The organism is Pseudomonas sp. V88_4 (assembly GCF_029967985.1).
GTDB classification, from domain to species: domain Bacteria; phylum Pseudomonadota; class Gammaproteobacteria; order Pseudomonadales; family Pseudomonadaceae; genus Aquipseudomonas; species Aquipseudomonas glycinae.
Map to the genome: position 1 here is coordinate 43,773 of NZ_JASCAF010000032.1, position 20,144 is coordinate 63,916.

The following is a 20,144-nucleotide window of genomic DNA, read 5'->3' on the forward strand; positions in this document are numbered from 1 at the left end:
CGGACTGTCAGTTACTGGATCGATCAAACTTGTCCGGATCCTCGTCCTCCGGCACTGCCTCGCTCTTGCGTTTCTCTTCAGGATTACGAACGGTGTGCGCCGGGCTGTTCGGCTCGGGATGGGTCGGAACCGGGTCGAATGCGCCCTGCTCTTCACTGGGGAATTTTGGCTTGTTCATAAGGCACCTCGCAGAGCATCGATGGATGAAGACTCTGAACATTCGAGGTGCCGGTCGGGGCTGTCGTTCCAGTCGTTTCACCAGCGAGGGCCGGTGGCGCGACTGACGGTCAGGTTCGAGCCTGCAACTGCTCGACGATCTTGTCTTTGACCTGCAAGCGTTTCTCTTTGAGTTTCTTCAGGGTGTCGTCGCTGGGTGCATCCGAGGTCGCCGTCTCGGCCTTGACGACTTCGGCGTCCGCCTGGGAATACTTGTTGATCAGTGCATCCAGATGTGGATCCGCGGTGCGTCGCTGCTGGATCTCTTCCTTTGTCAGTTTCAAGTCCTGTAACAAATCATGGGTCACCGGCATGGAACACCTCCGTCAGTTGATCGGCAGCCAACGCGACCGATTTGCGCTGGCCAGGTATCAGAATGGCCTCGGTTGACCGGTTCTGTCGACCACCTGTCAGACCAGCGGTGCCCGTTCGTCGCCCTTTCGCAAATGCGATAAAACCTTTGGTCGGCGAAATCCCTCCATTGGTTAACGCTCACAAAAACCTGCGTGGAGAAACACCAATGGACGGATTCAAACTGCGTCATCTCTTTCTGGCTGTCGCCCTCAGCACCGGCATGGGTTCGGCCTTTGCCGCCACCGACAACGATTTCGTCGATAACGCAGCAGCTGGCGGCATCGCCGAAATCGAAACCAGCCGTCTGGCGCTGGAAAAGAGCCAATCGGCCGACATCAAGGCGTTTGCCAACATGATGATCACCGACCATGGCAAGGCCAACGATGAACTGGCCACGATTGCCAAGGCCAACGACATCGAAGTGCCGGACACCACGACCCTGGTCAAACAGGCCAAGGAGAAAATCCTCGACATGCGCGATGAATCCTTCGATGCCGCCTATGCCAACAATCAGGTCAAGGCGCACGAAGAGGCCATCGAGCTGTTCAAGAAACAAGCCAACACCGTGACCGACGACAAGGTCAAAGGCGCCACCGAACTCAAAGCCTTTGCGCAGAAAATGTTGCCCGGTCTGGAAAAACACCTGGCCGCCGCCAAAGAGCTACAGGCCAAACACCCCAGCAAGTAACCGCCAGGTACTCAAAGAGGCCGCCTCCATTGGACGCGGCCTCTTTGCGTTGGGGCCTTGTTGCAGGCAAAAGATCAGCATTTGCGGCCACGCCGACTAGAGTTACCGGTGCATTGCTTGCGGCAGATCAAAAATATCCTCACGGGAACGAACAACTATTTCGAACGGCCAGGGTCATTCACTTCGCGCCGGTCATTTTCCGAAGAACCGGCCCCCAATTCGCAATGGAGCAACAGGCACATGGCAGCACTGCAGAACAGCACACTCGATGCGATTAAAAACAATCAGGTTCAACTGCTGGGCGAATGGATCAAGGGACTGCAAGACAGCGGCGCCAGCCGCAACCTCAAAGAACATGATTTACAACAACAGACCCGCGAATTCCTGCAACTGGTGGTCAGTGGCCTGGAAAACGACAGCGGCACCAACATCGCCGCGCCGGGCTGGGAAGGCATGCGCCAGTTCCTCGAAAAACTCTCCCACAGCCGCGCCCAGCTCGGTCAGGATTCCCAGCAGACCGCCAGCTTCATTTTCTCGCTCAAGGGCCCGCTGTTCGCCCTGCTGCAAAACCATTATCAGGACCAGCCTGCCCTGCTCGCCGAACAGCTTTGGGAAATCTCCGAACTGTTCGATGCTTTCGGCCTGTACACCATTCGCACGTTCCAGAAGTCCCGTGAAGCGGTGATCAAGCGCCAGCAGGAAGAACTGCTGGAACTGTCGACCCCGGTGGTCAAATTGTGGGATGGCGTGCTCGCCCTGCCGATGATCGGCACCCTCGATTCTCAGCGCACCCAAGTGGTGATGGAATCGCTGCTGCAACGCATCGTCGACACCGGTTCGGAAATCGCCATCATCGATATCACTGGCGTGCCGACCGTCGACACGCTGGTCGCCCAACACCTGCTCAAGACCGTGACCGCGATCCGCCTGATGGGCGCCGATTGCATCATCAGCGGCGTGCGTCCGCAGATTGCCCAGACCATCGTCCATCTGGGCCTGGATCTGCAGGGTGTGGTCACCAAAGCCAATCTGGCCGACGCACTGAAGCTGGCCCTGACCCGTCTGGGCATCACCCTCACCAAGACGGTCTGAACAATGGAACGTATCCCGATTCTTCAGATGGGTGATTTCCTGCTGGTGACCATTCAGGTCGACATGCATGACCAACTCGCCCTCACCCTGCAAGACGACCTGTCCGAGCGCATCAGCAAGACCTCCGCACGCGGCGTGCTGATCGACATCTCGGCGCTGGACATGGTCGATTCGTTCATCGGCCGGATGATCGGCACCATTTCCGGCCTGTCGAAAATCATGGACGCTGAAACCATGCTGGTCGGTATGCAACCGGCAGTGGCGATCACGCTGGTGGAGCTCGGCCTGTACCTGCCGGGCGTCAGTACCGCGCTGAACGTCGAGCGCGGAATGAAACTGCTGCAGGAACGAGTACGCCAGCAATGACCGTGCGCAGCAGCGGTACCCAACCGATCAACATCGAGCAGGATGTGGTGCTGGCGCGGCAAACGGCGCGCAAACTGGCCACCGAGTGCGGCATGCGCCTGATCGACCTGACCAAACTGGTGACCGCCGTCAGTGAACTGGCGCGCAACACCATGGTGTATGGCGGTGGCGGAGACATGGACTGGCAGATCCTCGATGACAACCACAAGGTCGGCCTGCGCCTGACCTTTCGCGATGAAGGCCCGGGTATTCCCGACATCAAACTGGCGATGACCGACGGCTGGACCTCCGGCAGCGGTCTGGGTCTGGGCCTGACCGGGGCCAAGCGACTGGTCGATGAATTCGAACTGGACACCGAGCCCGGCAAAGGCACTCGCATAACGATCACCCGATGGACATGAACATCAGCGGGACATTGACCCAGGTGTTGGTGATCGAGGACAGCAGCCAGATCGGCCATGCCCGGCGTACGGCCCAGCGTCTGGCCGAGCAACACGGTTTTGGCGAAAGCGATGCCGGCCGCGTCGCGCTGGTGGCCACGGAGCTGGCGAGCAATGTGCTCAAGCATGCCGGACACGGCGAACTTCACTTGCGTCTGTTGCCGCGTCAGGGTGACGACGGCATCGAAATGATTGCAGTCGACCGAGCGCAGGGCTTTGATCTGGATGCGTGCATGGCCGATGGTTTTTCCACCGGCGGTACTCAGGGCATCGGCCTGGGCGCCGTGGCACGCCAGGCCGATGTCTTCGATGTTTTTGCCGATCATCGCGGCGCGGTGCTGCTGGCTCGTTTATACCCGCGCAGCGACCGGCAGGTGGATATGCCGTATGGTGTCAGCCAGCACTCGCTGCACAACGACCCGGCCTGCGGTGATGTCTGGCATCTGGCGATCCACGGCGCTGACGTCAGTGCTCTGGTGGTCGACGGTCTGGGCCATGGCGAGGACGCCGAGCGTGCGGCCCGTGCCGGTGAAAAGGCCTTTGCCTTGAATCCGTTCGGTGCGCCGACGCTGCTGATGGAAGACATGCACCGTGAGATGATCGGTAGCCGGGGTGGCGCGGTGGCATTCGCGCAGTTTCACGCCGGCCGTGCCAGTCTGTCGTTCACCGGTGTCGGCAACATCGGTGCCAGCCTGATCGCTTCCGATAAGTCGCGCGGACTGGCCTCGCATCCGGGCATCGTCGGTGGCCAGTACAGAAAAGCCCAGCCTTTTGACTATGCTCACGTGAACGGACATCTATTGATCATGTATAGCGACGGCTTGCAGTCCCGCTGGAACCTTCAGGATTACCCCGGTCTGGTGCATCGCCATCCCGCCGTGATTGCCACCGTCCTGCACCGCGACTTCTGCCGCGGGCGCGACGATGTCACCGTGCTGGTGGTTGCCCTGGAGTCCGCCCATGACTGAGTCCCCGACCTTGAACAACGCCGAACAGGCAGAACTGATCGCACGCTTGCAGAGCGAAACCGCAGCGCTGCGCGAAGAGCTCGACGAAACCAATCAGGGCGTGCTCGCGCTGTACGCCGAGCTGGATACCCAGGCTGAACAACTGCGTCAGGCATCCGACCTGAAAAGCCGTTTCCTGTCGTACATGAGCCACGAGTTCCGCACGCCGCTGGGCTCGATCCTGAGCATCAACAGCCTGCTCGCCGACGAACTCGACGGCCCCCTCAGCCCCGAGCAACACAAGCAGGTGGCGTTTGTCAGCACCGCCGCCCGGGAACTCAGCGACATGGTCGACGACCTGCTCGATCTGGCGAAGATCGAGGCCGGACGCATCAGCATTTCTGCGGCGTGGTTCGACATGTTCGACCTGTTCGCCGCACTGCGGGGGATGTTCCGGCCGATTGTCGATGCCACGGCCGTAGACCTGATTTTCGAAGAGCCGGTAGGCCTCCCGCGTCTTTACACCGACGACAAGAAGCTGGCGCAGATCCTGCGCAACTTCATTTCCAACTCGCTGAAATTCACCACCCGTGGCGAGGTCCGGATCTCGGCGCGTCTTGAGGGTGAGGGCAAGGTGCGGTTCGCCGTCAGCGACACCGGCATCGGCATCGCCCCTGAATTGCACGGCACCCTGTTCGAAGACTTTTCCCAGGTCGACTCCCCACTGCAAAAACGCCTGCGCGGCACCGGGCTTGGCCTGTCGCTGTGCAAACGCTTCGCTGAATTGCTCGGTGGTGAGGTTGGTGTCGAAAGTACGCCGGGCGTGGGCTCAAGCTTTTTCGTGATCATTCCGCTGGCAATTGCCCAGGAGAACGTCGATGAAACATGACATCCGTCTGTTGATCGTCGATGACAACGTCGCCACTCGCTATGCCTTGCGCCGACGGCTGGAGCGCCACGGTTACGAAGTGCTGGAGGCCGGCACCGGCGGCGAGGGGCTGGCCCTGATCGCCAGTCAGTCGCTCGATGCGCTGATCCTCGACGTCAATCTGCCGGACATGAGCGGGTTCGACATCGTGCGCAAACTGCGCGCCGACCTGGGCACCGCCCTGCTTCCGGTGATCCACGTGTCCGCCGCGTCGATCCAGACCGGCGACATCATCACCGGCCTCGATGCCGGGGCCGATGCCTACCTGATTCATCCGGTCGATCCCGACGTGCTGCTGGCAACGTTACGCACCCTGCTGCGGGTGCGTGACACGGAGAACGCGTTGCGCGAAAGCGAGGCGCGTTTCCGCGAGATCTTCGTCAACGTCTCCGCCCCCATCGCGGTGCTCGATGCCAATCTGAAAGTCCATGAGTGCAATCACGCCTTTTCCCAGCTGATCCAGGACAACCGCGACCCGCAGACCCTCAGCGAGTGTTTTGCCGAGGATCAGAGCGCGATCCTCGACGAACTGCGCCTGCGACTGGTGGACGGCGAGCGCTGGAAGGGCACGCTGAACATGCGTGTGCAGGGTGAGGTTCGCGAGACCGAATGGCAGATTTCGCCCTACCGCACGCCCAAGCTGAGCCTGGTGTTCGTCGAAGACGTCACCGAACACCGTCATCGCGAGCGCTCGCACCTGGCGCAGCTGGACGACACCACCACGCAACTGGCCAAGGAAGTCGCCGACCGGGTACGCGCCGAATCGCAACTGCTGCAAGTACAGAAAATGGATGCGCTGGGTAAGCTCACGGGCGGCATCGCCCATGACTTCAACAACCTGCTGACCGGGATCATCACCAGCCTCGAACTGATCCAGAAACGTGTTGCCGATGGCCGAACGGACAAGGTCCAGTTCTACGCCGAAGCGGCTCTGAACTCAGCGAGGAGCGCGGCCTCGCTCACCCATCGCCTGCTGGCGTTTGCCCGTCAGCAACCACTTGACACCCGTCCGGTCGACATCAACAGACACGTCCGCTCGCTCGAAGAATTGCTGGTGCGCACCATCGGCGAACGCATCGCCCTCAAGCTCGAATTGACCACCAAACCTGCCATCGCGCTGGTCGATCCGATTCAGCTCGAAAGTGCGGTGCTCAATCTGGTGATCAATGCCCGGGACGCATTGCCACGGGGCGGCAATATCTGGGTCAGCACTTACGCGGCGTACTCCCACGGCGACCCGAACCTCGCCGATGGATCCTATGTGGCGCTATCGGTGCGCGATGACGGTACCGGCATCGAGCACAACGTGATCGACAAGGTGTTCGAGCCGTTCTTCACCACCAAGCCGCTGGGCCAGGGCACCGGTCTGGGGCTGTCGACGATCTACGGTTTTGCCCGTCAGTCCGGTGGCGATGCGCACATCCGCAGCGTCGCGCGACGCGGCACCGAAGTGACGATCATGCTGCCGGCCACCAGCGATCCGACCGCTGTCGATGTGGCCCCGGTGACCATTGATCCGCAAGGCTCGGGCGAACATGTGTTGATTGTCGAAGACATGCCGGCGGTACGCCTGTTCGTCACCGAAGTGCTGGAAGACGCCGGTTACCGCTGCACCCAGGCCGGTGATATCGAAACGGCGCTGGAACGCTTGCAGAACGACGCGTCGATCGACCTGCTGCTGACTGACGTTGGTCTGCCACGCATGACCGGCCGCGAACTGGCGGACGTTGCCCGGGGCTGGCGCGAAGCGCTGCCGATCCTGTTCATGACCGGTTATGCGGAAACCGCGATCAACCGCCAGGTATTCCTCGGAGCCGGCATGGACATGCTGGTCAAGCCGTTTCAGATCAGCGCATTGCTGGACAAGGTGCGTCGCACCCTCGACGGTTCCTGACACACCGCCATCGCGGGCAACCCCGCTCCCTCAGTTTTTTGTGCCGTACACAAACTCGTGAACACATCAGACTCCGGGAGCGGGCTCGCCCGCGATGAGGCCGGCCCATGCGACGCAGTCAGCGGCTCAAAGCCCTGGCGAGAAACGGCGCAGTCCGGCTCTTCTTGCTCGCCGCCACTTTCTGTGGCGTCCCGGCCACGACGATCCGCCCGCCCTGATCCCCCGCGCCCGGACCGATGTCGATTACCCAATCGCTCTGCGCCACCACGCGCATTTCATGCTCGACCACAATCACCGTATGTCCTGCGCTCACCAGATTGTCCAGTTGCTCCAACAAGCGGTCGACGTCTCGCGGATGCAAGCCGGTGGTAGGCTCGTCGAGCACATACAACGTCGCGCCACGCTGATTGCGTTGCAGCTCGGTGGCCAGTTTGATCCGCTGGGCTTCGCCGCCGGACAACTCGGTCGCCGGTTGCCCGAGGCGCAGGTAACCGAGGCCGATGTCGCGCAACACTTCCAGTGAACGACGGATCGCCGGTTGCTCAGCAAATACCGCCATCGCTTCATCCACGGTCAGTTGCAGCACCTGCGCAATGCTCAAGCCCTGCCAGAGGATGGCCAGCGTTTCGGGGTTGTATCGCGCGCCGTGACAGGTCGGGCACGGCGCATAAACGCTGGGCATGAACAGCAATTCGACGCTGACAAAGCCCTCGCCTTCACAGGTCGGACAGCGCCCCTTGGCAACGTTGAAGGAAAACTGCCCGGCGTCGTAACCCGCCGCCTTCGCCTCATCGGTCGCGGCAAACAGCTTGCGTACGTTATCGAACAGCCCGGTGTAGGTCGCCAGATTCGAACGCGGGGTGCGGCCGATAGGTTTCTGATCAACCTGCACCAGACGCTTGATCGACTCCAGCCCGGCGCTGACCTGACCGGTGCTGGCAGACGGGGTATCGTCTTCCAGATTGAGTTCTTCCGGCTCGGCGTCACCGACGTTGCGCCCGAGCTGCGCGCCGACCAGTTCCAGCAGCGCCTGGCTGACCAGACTCGACTTGCCGGAGCCGGAGACGCCGGTGACCGAGGTGAAACAGCCCAACGGAAACTCGGCGCTGAGGTTATTCAGGTTGTTACGGGTGACGCCGTCGAGCTTCAGCCAGCCCGAAGGTTTGCGCGCAGTGCGTGTGGAGCGTTGCTGTTCGGCGAACAGATAGGCGCGGGTCTGCGAGTGCTCGATCGCCGCCAGCCCCGACGGCGGGCCGCTGTAGAGGATCTGCCCGCCCTTTTCACCGGCTGCCGGGCCGACGTCGATCAGCCAGTCGGCCCGGCGCATGGTGTCCAGATCGTGCTCGACCACAAACACGCTGTTGCCGTCGGCCTTCAGACGCTGCAAGGCCTCGAACAGCGCTTCGCCGTCAGCCGGGTGCAGGCCGGCGGAGGGTTCGTCGAGCACGTAGATCACGCCAAACAATTGCGAGCCCAGTTGGGTGGCCAGCCGCAGACGCTGCAACTCACCGGAAGACAGGGTCGGCGTGCTGCGCTCCAGAGCCAGATAACCGAGGCCGAGATCGGTCAGGGTGCTGACCCGGTCCAGCAAGTCCTCTGCAATGCGCTGCGCGGCCAGGCGTTTTTCCAGCGACAGGTTCGGCGTATGGCGCACGTCCGGCGCGTTGGCGTGGCCGCTGGCGCCATGGGCCACGCGCTGCTGCCGGGCTTCGCGGGTCTGGCTGTGGGTCAGGGTTTCACCGGTTTCATCGGCGTGTTCCAGCCAGCTCGCGTCCGCGACCGGCCGCAAAACCTCGGCGACTTGCAACAGAGACATCCGCGACAACTCGCCGATGTCATGCCCGGCAAACGTTACCGACAGCGCCTCACGCTTGAGGCGCTTGCCATCGCACAACGGGCAAAGGCTGCCGATCATGAACTGCGACACGCGCTTCTTCATCAGCGCACTTTGCGAATGGGTGAAGGTATGCAGGATGTAGCGCCGGGCGCCAGTGAAGGTGCCTTGATAACTGGGCTCCATGTTGCGCTTGAGGGCGACGCGGGTTTCTTCCGGCGTCAGCCCGGCGTACACCGGAACGGTTGGTGTTTCCTCGGTGAAGAGGATCCAGTCACGCTGTTTTTTCGGCAGCTTGCGCCACGGGATATCGACATCGATACCCATGGTCACCAGGATGTCGCGCAGGTTCTGCCCCTGCCAGGCCAGCGGCCATGAGGCTACGGCGCGCTGGCGGATGGTCAGATTCGGATCCGGCACCATCAACGCCTCGGTGACCTCGTAGACCCGGCCCAGTCCATGGCATTGCGGGCACGCGCCCTGCGGCGTGTTCGGTGAAAAATCCTCGGCATACAGCATCGGCTGACCCGGTGAGTAGCTGCCGGCGCGCGAGTACAGCATGCGGATCAGGCTCGACAACGTGGTGACGCTGCCCACCGACGAACGCGTGCTCGGCGTGCCGCGCTGTTGCTGCAGGGCCACGGCCGGCGGCAGGCCTTCGATGGAATCGACGTCCGGCACGCCGACCTGATCGATCAGCCTTCGCGCATAGGGCGCCACCGATTCGAAATAGCGTCGCTGGGCTTCGGCATACAACGTTGAAAACGCCAGCGACGACTTGCCCGACCCCGACACGCCGGTGAACACCACCAGTGCATCGCGAGGAATGTCGACGTCCACGTTCTTCAGATTGTGTTCACGGGCACCGCGCACGCGAACCATGCCGGCGGCAGAACTGGAATTGCGTCTGGAAGTCATCGGCCAGCCTTGGTCAGGGGATTGGAGCTCAGGTGCTGAGCACGGAACGGATCATCTGCAACAGCGCTTCGGGCCCGTAAGGCTTGCCGAGCAGATGCGTATCGGGACTGAGCTGGTGGTTGCGCGAGATGATGTCGCGAGTGTGGCCCGAGGTGAACAACACGGCCACCGGCGGCATTTGCACCTTGGCCCACGCCGCCAGATCGGAGCTCTTGATCAGACCGGGCATGACCACGTCGGTGAAAATCAGGTCGACCCGAGCGCCTTCCATCAACACCTGCATGGCCGCGTCACCGTTGCCGGCGATCAACACGCGGTAGCCTTCTTCGCGCAACAGCTCGACCGCCGAGGTGCGCACCGCTTCGTTGTCCTCGACCACCAGGATCGTCTCGGACCCGCCCGCCTGCTGATTGTTGACGCTCGGCGAGTCATCAAGCACGGGGCGCAGGCTGCGCGGGAAGTACAACTGCACCCGCGTGCCTTCGCCGATCCGACTGTCGATCTCGACATGCCCACCGCTCTGCTTGACGAAACCGAACACCATGCTCAAACCGAGACCGGTGCCCTGGCCGTCGGCCTTGGTGGTGAAGAACGGCTCGAACACCTGCTCGAGCATGTGCGGGGCAATGCCCACGCCGCTGTCACTGACCGAAACCCGCACGAAATCCCCCGGCACGATGCCTTTGCCCGAGCAGAACGCCCGATCCAGTGAGAGATTCGAGGCACCGAGCACAATCGTGCCCTCGCCCTTCATGGCGTCCCGGGCATTGATCGCCAGATTGAGAATGGCGTTTTCCAGTTGATTGCGGTCGACGTTGATGTGCCACGGATCTTCCGGCAGCTGTACGTCGATCTGAATGGTTTCGCCCAGCGCTCGTTGCAGCAACTCGCCGACGCCGTCGAAGATTTGCCGGGGATTGCACACCGCCGGCGACAGCGGCTGACGCCGGGCAAACGCGAGCAGTTGCGAAGACAGCTTGGCGCCGCGCTCCACCGCCGCCAGCGAGGCGCTGACCCGACGCTGGACGTTGGCATTGTCCGGTTCATGGCGAGCCAGCAGGTGCAGGTTGCCGGCGATCACTTGCAGCAGGTTGTTGAAGTCGTGAGCCACGCCGCCGGTGAGGCCGCCGATGGATTCGAGTTTCTGCGACTGGCGCAATTGCTCTTCGGCGGCGAGGCGCGCCTCGACTTCATCCGCGACACGCTGTTCGAGGTTGCGGGTGAACTTGAGCAGTGATTCTTCGGCCGCCTTGCGCTCGTTAATGTCGATCAGCACACCGGGAAAACGGAACGGCCGGCCCTGCTCGTCGAACTCGCAAGCGCCGCTGGCGAGCACCCACAGACAACTGCCATCGGCACGCACCACCCGGTACTCGGCGTTGTAGGGCTCGCCGGTGCGGACCGAATTCTCCACGCACTCCTTGACCCAATTGCGATCATCCGGGTGAATGTGCGCTTCGGCGATATGCTGCGGCAAATTGGTCAGGTCTTGATCAGGCGGGTAGGAAAATGTCCGGGCGAAACGCTCGTCGGCCGACAGTACGTTGTTTCTGACGTCCCAGACAAAGGAGCCGAGCAGTGCCCCGGCATTCAGTGCCAGTCGCACCCGCTCGTTATCGGCGCGATAAGCGTCTTCGGCGGCCTGACGCAAGCGCTCGGACAGCACCAGTTCAGTGGTTTCCACCACCATCGCCATGACGCCCGAAGGCACACCGGCATCGTTGGCCACCGGGCTGTAATACAAATCGAGCCAGACATCCTCGGGTACGCCGTCGCGCAGCAACACCAGGACCTTGTTGCGATATTCCAGGGTGCCGCCGGCCAGACAGGTGTCGACCACATGCCGGTTGAAATCGGCCACCTCCGGCCAGCCCAGTTCCACCGGCGATCCGAGCAGGTAGGGATGTCGTCCGCCGGCGAATCGTGAGTAAGCATCGTTGTAGATCATGTAACCGGCATGGCCCCAGAGCATGACCATCGGCAGCGGCGATGCCAGCATCAGTTGCACTGTGCTGCACAGGCTGGCCGGCCAGGTTTCGAGCGGGCCCAGATCGGTCCTGCTCCAGTCGAACGCACGAATGCGCCCGGCCATCTCGCCTTGCCAGCCGTCACACCCATGGCTATCGGATAAAAACTGCATCAGCTGCTTCAACGCCTTGTGGTTGATCCGGATCTATCGCTGCGCGATCAAACGTCGCGCCCGTCTGTTTCGAGCGCATCGGGCAACGATGGTTTCATTAGAGGTATAGCCGATTTCAATGGCAGCCGACGCTCAGACTTCGATCAGATGTTTGAGCGGATGGTAGCCGGTCTTGAGCTTCGCAGCGACGTCGAGAATCGCCTTCTGGATGCCGTCCAGGTGTATGCAGGTCAGCTCGATGGCGGCGCTCTGATTGCCAGCCTCGATGTACTCGATCAGCCGCAGGTGCTCGTCATCACGGCAGGCTTCGTGACTGTCGTCATCCAGCGCGGCGGCGTACAGCGAGGCGCGGGAAATCAGCTTCTGGAACCAGTCGAGCAGCACCGGGTTATTCAGGCTGCGGGCGAGCTTGATGTGGAACTCGCCCAGCAGGTGAATCAGTCGCTCGTGGTCGCCGGCTTCGTGGGCTTCGTCCTCGAGCAGCAAATGATCGCGCAAGTCCTGCATCACCGCAGAGTCCTTGCGCCGGCACAGTTCGGTGACGATACCGATCTCGACCAGACGTCGGGTTTCGAACAGCGAACGGATCTCTTCATCACTGGGCAGCGACACCGACGCACCTTTATTGGGCTCGGTGGTGACCAGTCCATCGGCCTCCAATTGCTTGAGCGCAGCACGAACCGACGTGCGGCTGACATTGAACAATTCCGCCAGCGACGCCTCGCCCAGCTTCATCCCCGGACGCAGCGAACGCTTGCTGATCGCCTCGTAAACCCCTTGGTAGACGCGGTCGACCGTGGTTTCCGGTTTTTTCTCGGTCATCTGAAAACTCCTTCAATGCTGGCAACGCTGCCCGACGAGCGACTCACTCAGGGAAATGGGGGGTTGCGCCAGCAGATTAATCCGGGTATTTCTAAATTGCATTCAGATATTGCATACAATAATTAGAGGATTGCACCATTATGGGTCAGCCAATAGCCATTGAAGTGCGTAACGTATCCAAGCGGTATTCTGATGACCCTGGCCTCGCGCCTGCCCTCGACAACGTTTCGGTGAACATCGCCGACAACGAATTCTTCACCCTCCTCGGCCCTTCGGGCTGCGGCAAGACCACCCTGCTGCGCACCATCGCCGGTTTCGAACACGTCAGCGACGGCGAGATCCGTCTGGCAGGCGAAACGGTCAATCACCTGCCGCCGTTCAAGCGTCGGGTCAACACGGTGTTCCAGAGTTACGCTCTATTTCCGCACATGAGTGTCGCGCAGAATATCGCCTTCGGCCTCGAGATGCAGGGTCTTGATCGCAAGACGATTCCCGGACGGGTCGACGAAATGCTCGCGCTGGTGCAGATGGAGCACCTGGCCGGGCGCAAACCGGCGCAATTATCCGGCGGCCAGCAGCAGCGCGTGGCTCTGGCCCGTGCCCTGGCGCCGAAGCCGAAGGTGCTGTTGCTCGACGAGCCGCTGTCGGCGCTGGACCTGAAGCTGCGCAAGGAAATGCAGGTCGAACTCAAGCGCGTGCAACAGGAAGCCGGCATTACCTTCATCTTCGTCACCCACGATCAGGAAGAAGCGCTGACCCTGTCCGATCGGATCGCGGTGATGTCCGCCGGCAAGATCCTGCAGATCGGCACCCCGACCGACATCTATGAACGCCCGCAACACCGCTTCGTCGCCCAGTTCATCGGCGACATCAATTTCCTTCCCGGCCAACTCAAACGCGGGGAACACAACGAAAACATCTTCGTACCCAACGGCATGCCGGTGGAAATCCCCTGCCCGCCCCAAGGCGTCAATGGCAGCAGCGTGCAGCTGGCATTCCGGCCCGAGCGCTCGCAACTGGTTGCAGCGGATCAGCCGCATCATCTGCGCGGCGTGATCGAGGCGGTGCTGTATGTCGGCACCGCGACCCTTTACCAGTGCCGCTTGAACAACGACATCAAAGTCATGCTGCGGGAAAACAACGAAGGCCTGAACCGTGGTCGCGCAGTCGGTGAGCCCGTGGCGGTGCACCTGCCGCCCCAGGCCTGCCTGTTGATGGAGGCCTGAGATGAGCGTCAGCAGCACTTCCCCCTTCCTCAACCGCGCGCTGTTGCTCAGCCCGGTGGTGTTGACCCTGCTCGCCCTGATCGCCATTCCGCTGGGGATCATGGGTTACATCAGCCTGTTGCCGCGCAACACCTACGGCGGCGTCGACTGGCAGGCCCAGTGGCAACTGCAGAGTTACGTTCAGCTGTTTTTCCAGGAAGGCTTCGACGGCGAACTGGAGCTGAACTGGGTCTACGCCCAGGCGCTGTTGCGCTCGGTGTTCCAGGCCGGTGGCACCACGGTGTTGTGCTTTCTGTTCGGGTTTCCGGTGGCATTGTGGATGTCGAGCCTGACCCCGCGCCGGCGCAACCTGATGGTGTTGCTCATCACCATTCCGTTCTGGACCAATCTGCTGATCCGCAACTACGCGTGGCTGATCATCCTGCGCGAACAGGGCTGGGTCGCCCAGACGCTCAACGCGCTGTTCCCGAGTGCAGGCGGCATCACCCTGCTCTACAACGATTTCGCGGTCAGCGTCGGTCTGGTCTACAGCTTCCTGCCGTTCATGATTCTGCCGATCTACTCGACCCTGGAAAAACTCGACTGGCGCCTGGTGGAAGCCGCCTATGACCTGGGCGCCAACCGCTGGCACGCGCTGCGCCGGATCATCCTGCCGCTGTCGATGCCCGGCGTGATTGCCGGCGCGTTGCTGGTGTTCGTGCCGAGCCTCGGCGCCTTCATCACCCCGGCGATCCTCGGCGGCGGCAAGACTTTGATGATCGGCAACCTGATCCAGCAGCAATTCGGCACCGCACGCAACTGGCCGCTCGGCAGTTCGCTGTCGTTCCTGCTGCTGGGGATTCTGCTGTTGTCACTGGTGCTCTACGCCCTCTACAGCCGCAGCGCGGCGAAAACCCTGAACCGGGGAGTGAAAGCATGATTTCTCTGCACCTGAAAAAACTCCCCGCAACCCGGGAAATCAGCCTGCTGATCCTCGCCTATCTATACGTGCCGATCCTGGTGTTGATCGCCTACAGCTTCAACGCCAACCGCTCGGCGACGGTGTGGACCGAGTTCTCATTCGCCTGGTACGGACGGATCCTGGCCAACCCGTCGATCCAGACGGCGGCGCTGAACTCGATCATCGTCGCGACCATCGCCACGGTCTGCGCCACGGCGATTGCACTGCTGGCGGCGCTGGCGACTTACCGGCCGTTCTACGGACAGAAAATGGTCGAGGGCGGGATCAACCTGCCGCTGATCCTGCCGGAGATCGTCACCGCCGTAGCCACCCTGCTGCTGTTCATGGCCCTGGGGATCAAGCTTGGGCTGATGACGGTGATCGTCGCACACATCGGCTTCTGCATTCCGTTCGCCTACCTGCCGATCCGCGCACGGCTCAACGATCTGGACAAGAGTCTGCTGGAGGCCGCCAACGATCTGTACGCCAACCCTTGGCAGGTGTTCCGCCGCGTGACCCTGCCGCTGCTGTGGCCGGCGGTGTTGTCCGGTTCGGTGCTGGCGTTCGTGGTCAGCCTCGACGATTTCATCATGACCTTCTTCGTCGCCGGGCCCGGTTCAACCACCTTGCCGGTGTACATCTTCTCGGCGATCAAGGCCGGGGTAACGCCCGAGATCAACGCGATTTCGACCCTGATGCTGGTGATTTCCATCGTTCTCGTGGTGCTGGCCTTCTGGCTCGGCCAACGCGGCAAACAACAATAAACCTGGAGCGTGCTCATGAAAGTGAAAAACATGCGTCTGGCAGTATCCGGTCTGGCCCTGAGTTGTTTCACCGCGTTCGGCGCCCACGCCGCCGAGCCCAAGCAATTGTTCTTCTACAACTGGACCGACTACTACCCGGTGGACCTGCTGGCCAAGTTCGAAAAGGAGACCGGAATCAAGGTCACCATGGACGGCTACGACAGCAACGAAACCCTGCTCGCCAAGTTGCAGGCCGGCGGCGCGGCGTATGACGTGATCGTGCCGTCGCAGTCGATCATGCAGACGCTGATCAAGCAGGACCTGCTGTTGGAAATCGACGCCCCGACCCTGAGCAACTTCCAGTACGTCAAAGGCCCGTTCCGCGACCCGAGCTTCGACCCGGGCCGCAAGTTTTCGGCGCCGTACCTGTGGGGCACCACCGGGTTCTCCTACGACAGCGCCCGGGTGCCGGGCGGCAAGCTCGACGATTCGTGGAAAGAATTCTTCGAGCCGCGCAAGGAACTGCAAGGCCAGCTCGCCGCCCTCGATACCTCCAGCAGCGTGATCAACGCCGCCAGTCATTACCTGAATGTCGACGAATGCACGGAAAACCCGCAGGACGCCAAACGCATCCTCGAACTGCTGCAAAAGCAAAAGCCGTTTTTGAAGATGTACAGCTCCGACAACACCGTCGACCGCATGGCCTCGGGCGAAGTGATCATGATGCAGAACTGGAACGGCTCGACGGCCCGCGCCACGTTGCAGAAGAGCACGATTAAGTACGTGTATCCGAAAGAAGGCCTGGCGATGTTCCAGGACAACTTCGCCGTACCGAAAAGCGCTCCGCATCCAGGCAACGCGAAGATTTTCATCGACTGGATGATGAAACCGGAAAACGCGGCGGCCGTGTCCAACGCGATTGCCTATGCCAACGGCATTCAGAGCGATCAGTTGCTGGATGCGAAATGGAAGGTCATGGACGCGATCAACATGCCCGAGGAATACGCCTCGCGACTGCGGCCGGAGAAGGAATGCAGCAACAAGGCGCGGGAGCTGCAGGATCGGATCTGGTCGAAGCTCAAGGGTTGATCACCTGACTCAAGACCGAGTTGCGGCCATCGTTGGCAAGCCAAATCCCACACTGGATCTGTGAGCGACACCAATCCCTGTGGGAGCTGGCTTGCCAGCGATGAGGCCCGCCCAGACACCATAGAAACAGAGGTATGAAATGTCCCACCCCCGCTGGCTCAGAAACATCCGCCCCTACGGCGCTCCCGCCGAAGACCTGCTGATCGAAAACGGCAAATTCACCCAACGCCGCCCGGCCTCCAGCACCCCACTGGCCGCCACCGACATCGACGGCCAGAACCAGTTGCTCACCGCACCACTGGTGGAAAGCCACGTCCACCTCGACAAGACCTTGTACGGCCAACCCTGGCGCCCGAACAGCGCCGGCCCGACGCTCAAGGACTACATCAGCAACGAGCGCCGCGTATTGCGCGAAGTAAAAGCGCCGATCGCTGAACGCGCCGGCGCGCTGCTGGAAAACTGCATCGCCCGGGGTTCGCTGACCATGCGTTGCCACGTCGACATCGACCCGGAATTCGGCCTGCGCCACGTCGAGGCCATGCAACACCTGCGCGAAACCTACAGCGACCTGATCGACCTGCAACTGGTGGTGTTCCCGCAAACCGGCCTGATCAGCCGACCCGGCACCGCCGAACTGATGCGCGAAGCCATGGCCCTGGGCGTGGAGAACGTCGGCGGCCTCGACCCCTGCGGCATCGACAACGACCCGATCGCGCAACTGGATTTCGTGTTCAAACTGGCGAGCGAATTTCAGCGCGGCGTGGATATTCACCTGCACGACAAGGGTGAACTGGGCCTGTGGCAGATCGCCCGGATCGCCGATTACACCGAGCGTTTCAACCTGCAAAACCGGGTGATGATCAGCCACGCCTATTGCCTCGGCATGCTGCCGTGGAGCCAGGTCAAACCCGTCGCCGAACGCCTCGCGGCGCTGGGGATTTCGCTGATGAGTTCGGCGCCGGCCGATTGCGCGGTTCCGCCGTTTCTGACGCTGCGCGAGGCAGGCGTCAACGTCTGCCTCGGTTCCGACGGCATTCGTGACGCGTGGTCACCGATGGGCAACGGCGACATGCTGGAACGGGCGATGCTGCTGGCGTTCCGTTTCGACCTGGGCAAGGACGATGAACTGGCGGCGGCGTTCGACGCGGCGACCGTGAACGGTGCTCGCGCATTGGGTGTTGAAGAGTATGGTTTTGGAATCGGCCGGCCGGCGGATTTTCTGCTGATGCCGGTCGAAACCCTCGGTGAAGCCGTGGTCGCGCGACCGGTACGTCAGGTCTATCGCGGCGGTGAACTGATCGCCAGTGGCGGTCGTCTGCTGGGCAGCCGCCTGTGAAACGGATCGGCCTGAAGGCCAGTTGCGTGGTCGGTTTCGACGGCACGCAACATGTGCTGTGGCGCGATGGTGAAGTGGTATTCAGCGGATCGCGTATCGAGTTTGTCGGGCGCGGATACCAAGGGCCGGTGGATCAATGGATCGACTACGGCAATGCGCTGATCGGCCCCGGTTTCATTGACCTGGATGCCCTCGGCGATCTCGACTCTACCGTGCTGACTCTGGACAACGGCGACGAACGCGCGATGGGCCGGATGTGGTCGGCGGAGTATCTGGCGGCCGGCCCGCACGAGTCGTTCAGCCCGGACGAAGAGGTCTTCAAATACCGCTACGCCTTCACTCAGTTGATCCGCAATGGCATCACCACGGCGATGCCGATCACCTCGATGTACTACCGCGAATGGGCGGAGACCTACGACGAGTTCGCCGCTGTCGCCGACGTGGCGGGCGAACTGGGGCTGCGCACGTACCTCGGCCCCTGCTACATGAGCGGCATGAGTTACTGGCGCGCCGACGGTACCCTCGCCCATCACTGGGATGAAGCTCGGGGTCTGGCCGGGCTGGACGCGGCCGAACGGTTCTTCAAGGATTTCGATGGTGCGCATGCTGGGCTGATTCGCGGTGCGCTGCTGCCGGATCGCATCCAGACTTGCACGCCGGCGCTGCTACAACGCACATCCGCCCTGAGCCGCGAACTGAACGCACCGATGCGTCTGCATTGCTGTCAGGCGCCAAGTGAAGTGGCGATGGTCGAACAGCTGCGCGGTACATCGCCGCTGGGCTGGTTGCAGCAACTCCACCTGCTCACCCCGCGCAGCCTGCTGCCCCACGGCATCTACACCTCGGGAGATGACGATCTGCAACGGCTCATCGACGGCGGTGCCAGTCTGGTGCACTGCCCGCTGGTGTTCGCCCGTGACGGCGAGGCATTGAATTCGTTCGGCCGTTATCGGGCCAAAGGCATCAACTTCGCCCTCGGCACCGACACCTGGCCGGCGGACTTGTTGGAAAACATGCGCCACGGTTTGAACATCGCCCGGCTCATGGAAGGTGGTCCATCGCTGACCAGCAGCCTCGACCTGTACAACGCCGCCACCCTCGGCGGCGCCAAGGCGTTGGGCCGTGACGACCTCGGTCGCCTGGCACCCGGCGCCAAGGCGGATATCACCGTGTTCAGCCTGCGCGGCCTGCACCTGGGCCCGCTGTTCGATCCACTGAAAAACCTGCTGCTGGCCGGGCGCGGCGACGACTGCATCGCCAGTTACATCGACGGTCGCTGCGTGATGCACGACGGTCAGGTCATCGGCGTCGACTATCCCACTCTGCAACGTCAGGCCCAGCGCCAATACGAAAAACTGATGCGCAGCCACAGCGACCGGGCCTTTGGCCGACCAGACTGGAAAACCCTGTTCCAGCCGGCCATTGCGTTCGCCGACGACTACAGCGCCGAGGCGCCGTTGAGCGCCATCGATCCACTTCTTTAGAGAACACTGCCATGCACAGCTTCGATTTCAGCCAACTGAGCCCACGGGAAAAGTACAAGATTCTGATCGGCAGCGTGGTGCCGCGCCCGATTGCGCTGGTCACCACCATCGACGGCGAAGGCCGGGTCAATGCCGCGCCGTTCAGTTTCTTCAATGCGCTGTCGGCGGATCCGCCCATTCTCGCGCTCGGCGTGGAGAACTACGACGACCAGAGCCCGAAGGACACCACGCGCAATATCCAGATGAATCAAGAGTTCACCGTCAACATCGTCAGTGACGCCTTGGTGGAGGCCATGAACGTCTGCGCCGTGCCGTTTGCGCCGGGTTTCGATGAATTGACCGCTGCCGGCCTGACAGCGATTCCCGGCACCTCGGTCAAATGCCCGCGAATCGGCGAAGCACCGGTGGCGCTGGAGTGCCGGCGGATGATGGCGCTGAACATCGGTCAGTCGCGGGAGATCATTTTTGGCGAGGTGTTGATGGCGCATGTGCGCGACGAGTTGATCGACCCGAAAACCCTGTACATCGATCAATTGGGGCTGGATGCGATCGGGCGCATGGGTGGGCATGGTTATGCGCGGACCCGGGACTACTTCGACCTGCCGACCCGCTCGTTGCAAGCGTGGACGGAGGCACCGGGGGGTGGCGAGCGGTTTTGGCCACAGCGCTGAAGGTTTGATCGTTCTC

General features: G+C 61.9%; 19 protein-coding genes. 14 read left to right on the forward strand and 5 right to left on the reverse strand.

What is annotated here, in order from left to right; all coding sequences use genetic code 11:
• Positions 1-7: 7 nt before the first annotated feature.
• Entirely contained in the window at positions 8-178 is a 171-nt protein-coding gene (locus QLG12_RS10535; RefSeq protein WP_197867976.1) for a hypothetical protein, read from the reverse strand.
• A gap of 109 nt (positions 179-287) precedes the next feature.
• Positions 288-530, reverse strand: a complete 243-nt coding sequence (locus QLG12_RS10540; RefSeq protein ID WP_007959466.1) for a DUF465 domain-containing protein — start codon at positions 528-530, stop codon at positions 288-290.
• Between the two features lie 206 nt (positions 531-736).
• On the opposite strand from QLG12_RS10540, the gene QLG12_RS10545 reads away from it, so the two are divergent.
• From QLG12_RS10545 to QLG12_RS10575, 7 genes are all read left to right on the forward strand, one after another.
• Complete coding sequence (locus QLG12_RS10545) at positions 737-1,258, forward strand: DUF4142 domain-containing protein (protein WP_197867977.1); 522 nt, start codon at positions 737-739, stop codon at positions 1,256-1,258.
• A 240-nt stretch (positions 1,259-1,498) separates the two neighbouring features.
• Positions 1,499-2,350 carry an STAS domain-containing protein gene (locus QLG12_RS10550; protein ID WP_197867978.1) on the forward strand — a complete coding sequence of 284 codons (852 nt, stop codon included), beginning with the start codon at positions 1,499-1,501 and terminating at the stop codon, positions 2,348-2,350.
• Between the two features lie 3 nt (positions 2,351-2,353).
• Complete coding sequence (locus QLG12_RS10555; RefSeq protein WP_011334518.1) at positions 2,354-2,716, forward strand: STAS domain-containing protein; 363 nt, start codon at positions 2,354-2,356, stop codon at positions 2,714-2,716.
• On the forward strand, positions 2,713-3,117 hold the full coding sequence (locus QLG12_RS10560; RefSeq protein ID WP_011334519.1) for an anti-sigma regulatory factor: 405 nt from the start codon (positions 2,713-2,715) through the stop codon (positions 3,115-3,117). Before QLG12_RS10555 ends, QLG12_RS10560 begins: the two co-directional genes overlap by 4 nt.
• The gene (locus QLG12_RS10565; protein WP_064384089.1) at positions 3,114-4,124 is read left to right on the forward strand and encodes an ATP-binding protein; all 1,011 of its coding nucleotides are present in this window, start codon (positions 3,114-3,116) and stop codon (positions 4,122-4,124) included. Before QLG12_RS10560 ends, QLG12_RS10565 begins: the two co-directional genes overlap by 4 nt.
• Positions 4,117-4,992 (forward strand): ATP-binding protein, encoded by an 876-nt coding sequence (locus QLG12_RS10570; RefSeq protein ID WP_197867980.1) that lies wholly within the window; start codon positions 4,117-4,119, stop codon positions 4,990-4,992. The genes QLG12_RS10565 and QLG12_RS10570 overlap by 8 nt, the downstream gene beginning before the upstream one ends.
• Positions 4,982-6,925: a response regulator gene (locus tag QLG12_RS10575; protein WP_197867981.1), complete on the forward strand. Its 1,944-nt coding sequence runs from the start codon at positions 4,982-4,984 to the stop codon at positions 6,923-6,925. The genes QLG12_RS10570 and QLG12_RS10575 overlap by 11 nt, the downstream gene beginning before the upstream one ends.
• Before the next feature lie 118 nt (positions 6,926-7,043).
• Here QLG12_RS10575 and QLG12_RS10580 read toward each other — a convergent pair whose 3' ends face one another.
• The 3 genes from QLG12_RS10580 to QLG12_RS10590 all read right to left on the reverse strand — a co-directional run bounded on the left by QLG12_RS10580 (position 7,044) and on the right by QLG12_RS10590 (position 12,639).
• Positions 7,044-9,677, reverse strand: a complete 2,634-nt coding sequence (locus tag QLG12_RS10580; protein ID WP_282474450.1) for an excinuclease ABC subunit UvrA — start codon at positions 9,675-9,677, stop codon at positions 7,044-7,046.
• 28 nt (positions 9,678-9,705) lie between these two features.
• Complete coding sequence (locus QLG12_RS10585) at positions 9,706-11,817, reverse strand: ATP-binding protein (protein ID WP_197867983.1); 2,112 nt, start codon at positions 11,815-11,817, stop codon at positions 9,706-9,708.
• Between the two features lie 132 nt (positions 11,818-11,949).
• Positions 11,950-12,639, reverse strand: a complete 690-nt coding sequence (locus QLG12_RS10590) for a GntR family transcriptional regulator (protein ID WP_064381273.1) — start codon at positions 12,637-12,639, stop codon at positions 11,950-11,952.
• A gap of 140 nt (positions 12,640-12,779) precedes the next feature.
• Here QLG12_RS10590 and QLG12_RS10595 point away from each other — a divergent pair, with 140 nt between their 5' ends.
• From QLG12_RS10595 to QLG12_RS10625, 7 genes are all read left to right on the forward strand, one after another.
• On the forward strand, positions 12,780-13,865 hold the full coding sequence (locus QLG12_RS10595; RefSeq protein WP_197867984.1) for an ABC transporter ATP-binding protein: 1,086 nt from the start codon (positions 12,780-12,782) through the stop codon (positions 13,863-13,865).
• 1 nt (position 13,866) lies between these two features.
• On the forward strand, positions 13,867-14,784 hold the full coding sequence (locus tag QLG12_RS10600) for an ABC transporter permease (protein WP_236192690.1): 918 nt from the start codon (positions 13,867-13,869) through the stop codon (positions 14,782-14,784).
• Positions 14,781-15,569, forward strand: a complete 789-nt coding sequence (locus QLG12_RS10605) for an ABC transporter permease (protein ID WP_064597101.1) — start codon at positions 14,781-14,783, stop codon at positions 15,567-15,569. The genes QLG12_RS10600 and QLG12_RS10605 overlap by 4 nt, the downstream gene beginning before the upstream one ends.
• Before the next feature lie 15 nt (positions 15,570-15,584).
• Positions 15,585-16,637 carry an extracellular solute-binding protein gene (locus QLG12_RS10610; RefSeq protein WP_064597104.1) on the forward strand — a complete coding sequence of 351 codons (1,053 nt, stop codon included), beginning with the start codon at positions 15,585-15,587 and terminating at the stop codon, positions 16,635-16,637.
• Positions 16,638-16,776: 139 nt separating this feature from the next.
• On the forward strand, positions 16,777-17,973 hold the full coding sequence (locus tag QLG12_RS10615; RefSeq protein WP_282474451.1) for an amidohydrolase family protein: 1,197 nt from the start codon (positions 16,777-16,779) through the stop codon (positions 17,971-17,973).
• Positions 17,970-19,457, forward strand: a complete 1,488-nt coding sequence (locus QLG12_RS10620) for an amidohydrolase family protein (RefSeq protein ID WP_282474452.1) — start codon at positions 17,970-17,972, stop codon at positions 19,455-19,457. Before QLG12_RS10615 ends, QLG12_RS10620 begins: the two co-directional genes overlap by 4 nt.
• Positions 19,458-19,468: 11 nt before the next feature.
• Entirely contained in the window at positions 19,469-20,128 is a 660-nt protein-coding gene (locus QLG12_RS10625) for a flavin reductase family protein (protein ID WP_282474453.1), read from the forward strand.
• Positions 20,129-20,144: the final 16 nt, after the last annotated feature.

What these genes read in the sequence shown, in the direction of transcription:
- QLG12_RS10575 (WP_197867981.1), top strand. Translation starts at nt 4,982, where the DNA reads ATGAAACATGACATCCGTCTGTTGATCGTCGATGACAACGTCGCCACT.
- QLG12_RS10580 (WP_282474450.1), bottom strand. Translation starts at nt 9,677, where the DNA reads ATGACTTCCAGACGCAATTCCAGTTCTGCCGCCGGCATGGTTCGCGTG.
- QLG12_RS10615 (WP_282474451.1), top strand. Translation starts at nt 16,777, where the DNA reads ATGTCCCACCCCCGCTGGCTCAGAAACATCCGCCCCTACGGCGCTCCC.
- QLG12_RS10560 (WP_011334519.1), top strand. Translation starts at nt 2,713, where the DNA reads ATGACCGTGCGCAGCAGCGGTACCCAACCGATCAACATCGAGCAGGAT.
- QLG12_RS10625 (WP_282474453.1), top strand. Translation starts at nt 19,469, where the DNA reads ATGCACAGCTTCGATTTCAGCCAACTGAGCCCACGGGAAAAGTACAAG.
- QLG12_RS10540 (WP_007959466.1), bottom strand. Translation starts at nt 530, where the DNA reads ATGCCGGTGACCCATGATTTGTTACAGGACTTGAAACTGACAAAGGAA.
- QLG12_RS10550 (WP_197867978.1), top strand. Translation starts at nt 1,499, where the DNA reads ATGGCAGCACTGCAGAACAGCACACTCGATGCGATTAAAAACAATCAG.
- QLG12_RS10545 (WP_197867977.1), top strand. Translation starts at nt 737, where the DNA reads ATGGACGGATTCAAACTGCGTCATCTCTTTCTGGCTGTCGCCCTCAGC.
- QLG12_RS10570 (WP_197867980.1), top strand. Translation starts at nt 4,117, where the DNA reads ATGACTGAGTCCCCGACCTTGAACAACGCCGAACAGGCAGAACTGATC.
- QLG12_RS10585 (WP_197867983.1), bottom strand. Translation starts at nt 11,817, where the DNA reads ATGCAGTTTTTATCCGATAGCCATGGGTGTGACGGCTGGCAAGGCGAG.
- QLG12_RS10555 (WP_011334518.1), top strand. Translation starts at nt 2,354, where the DNA reads ATGGAACGTATCCCGATTCTTCAGATGGGTGATTTCCTGCTGGTGACC.
- QLG12_RS10590 (WP_064381273.1), bottom strand. Translation starts at nt 12,639, where the DNA reads ATGACCGAGAAAAAACCGGAAACCACGGTCGACCGCGTCTACCAAGGG.
- QLG12_RS10535 (WP_197867976.1), bottom strand. Translation starts at nt 178, where the DNA reads ATGAACAAGCCAAAATTCCCCAGTGAAGAGCAGGGCGCATTCGACCCG.
- QLG12_RS10595 (WP_197867984.1), top strand. Translation starts at nt 12,780, where the DNA reads ATGGGTCAGCCAATAGCCATTGAAGTGCGTAACGTATCCAAGCGGTAT.
- QLG12_RS10565 (WP_064384089.1), top strand. Translation starts at nt 3,114, where the DNA reads ATGAACATCAGCGGGACATTGACCCAGGTGTTGGTGATCGAGGACAGC.
- QLG12_RS10600 (WP_236192690.1), top strand. Translation starts at nt 13,867, where the DNA reads ATGAGCGTCAGCAGCACTTCCCCCTTCCTCAACCGCGCGCTGTTGCTC.
- QLG12_RS10605 (WP_064597101.1), top strand. Translation starts at nt 14,781, where the DNA reads ATGATTTCTCTGCACCTGAAAAAACTCCCCGCAACCCGGGAAATCAGC.
- QLG12_RS10610 (WP_064597104.1), top strand. Translation starts at nt 15,585, where the DNA reads ATGAAAGTGAAAAACATGCGTCTGGCAGTATCCGGTCTGGCCCTGAGT.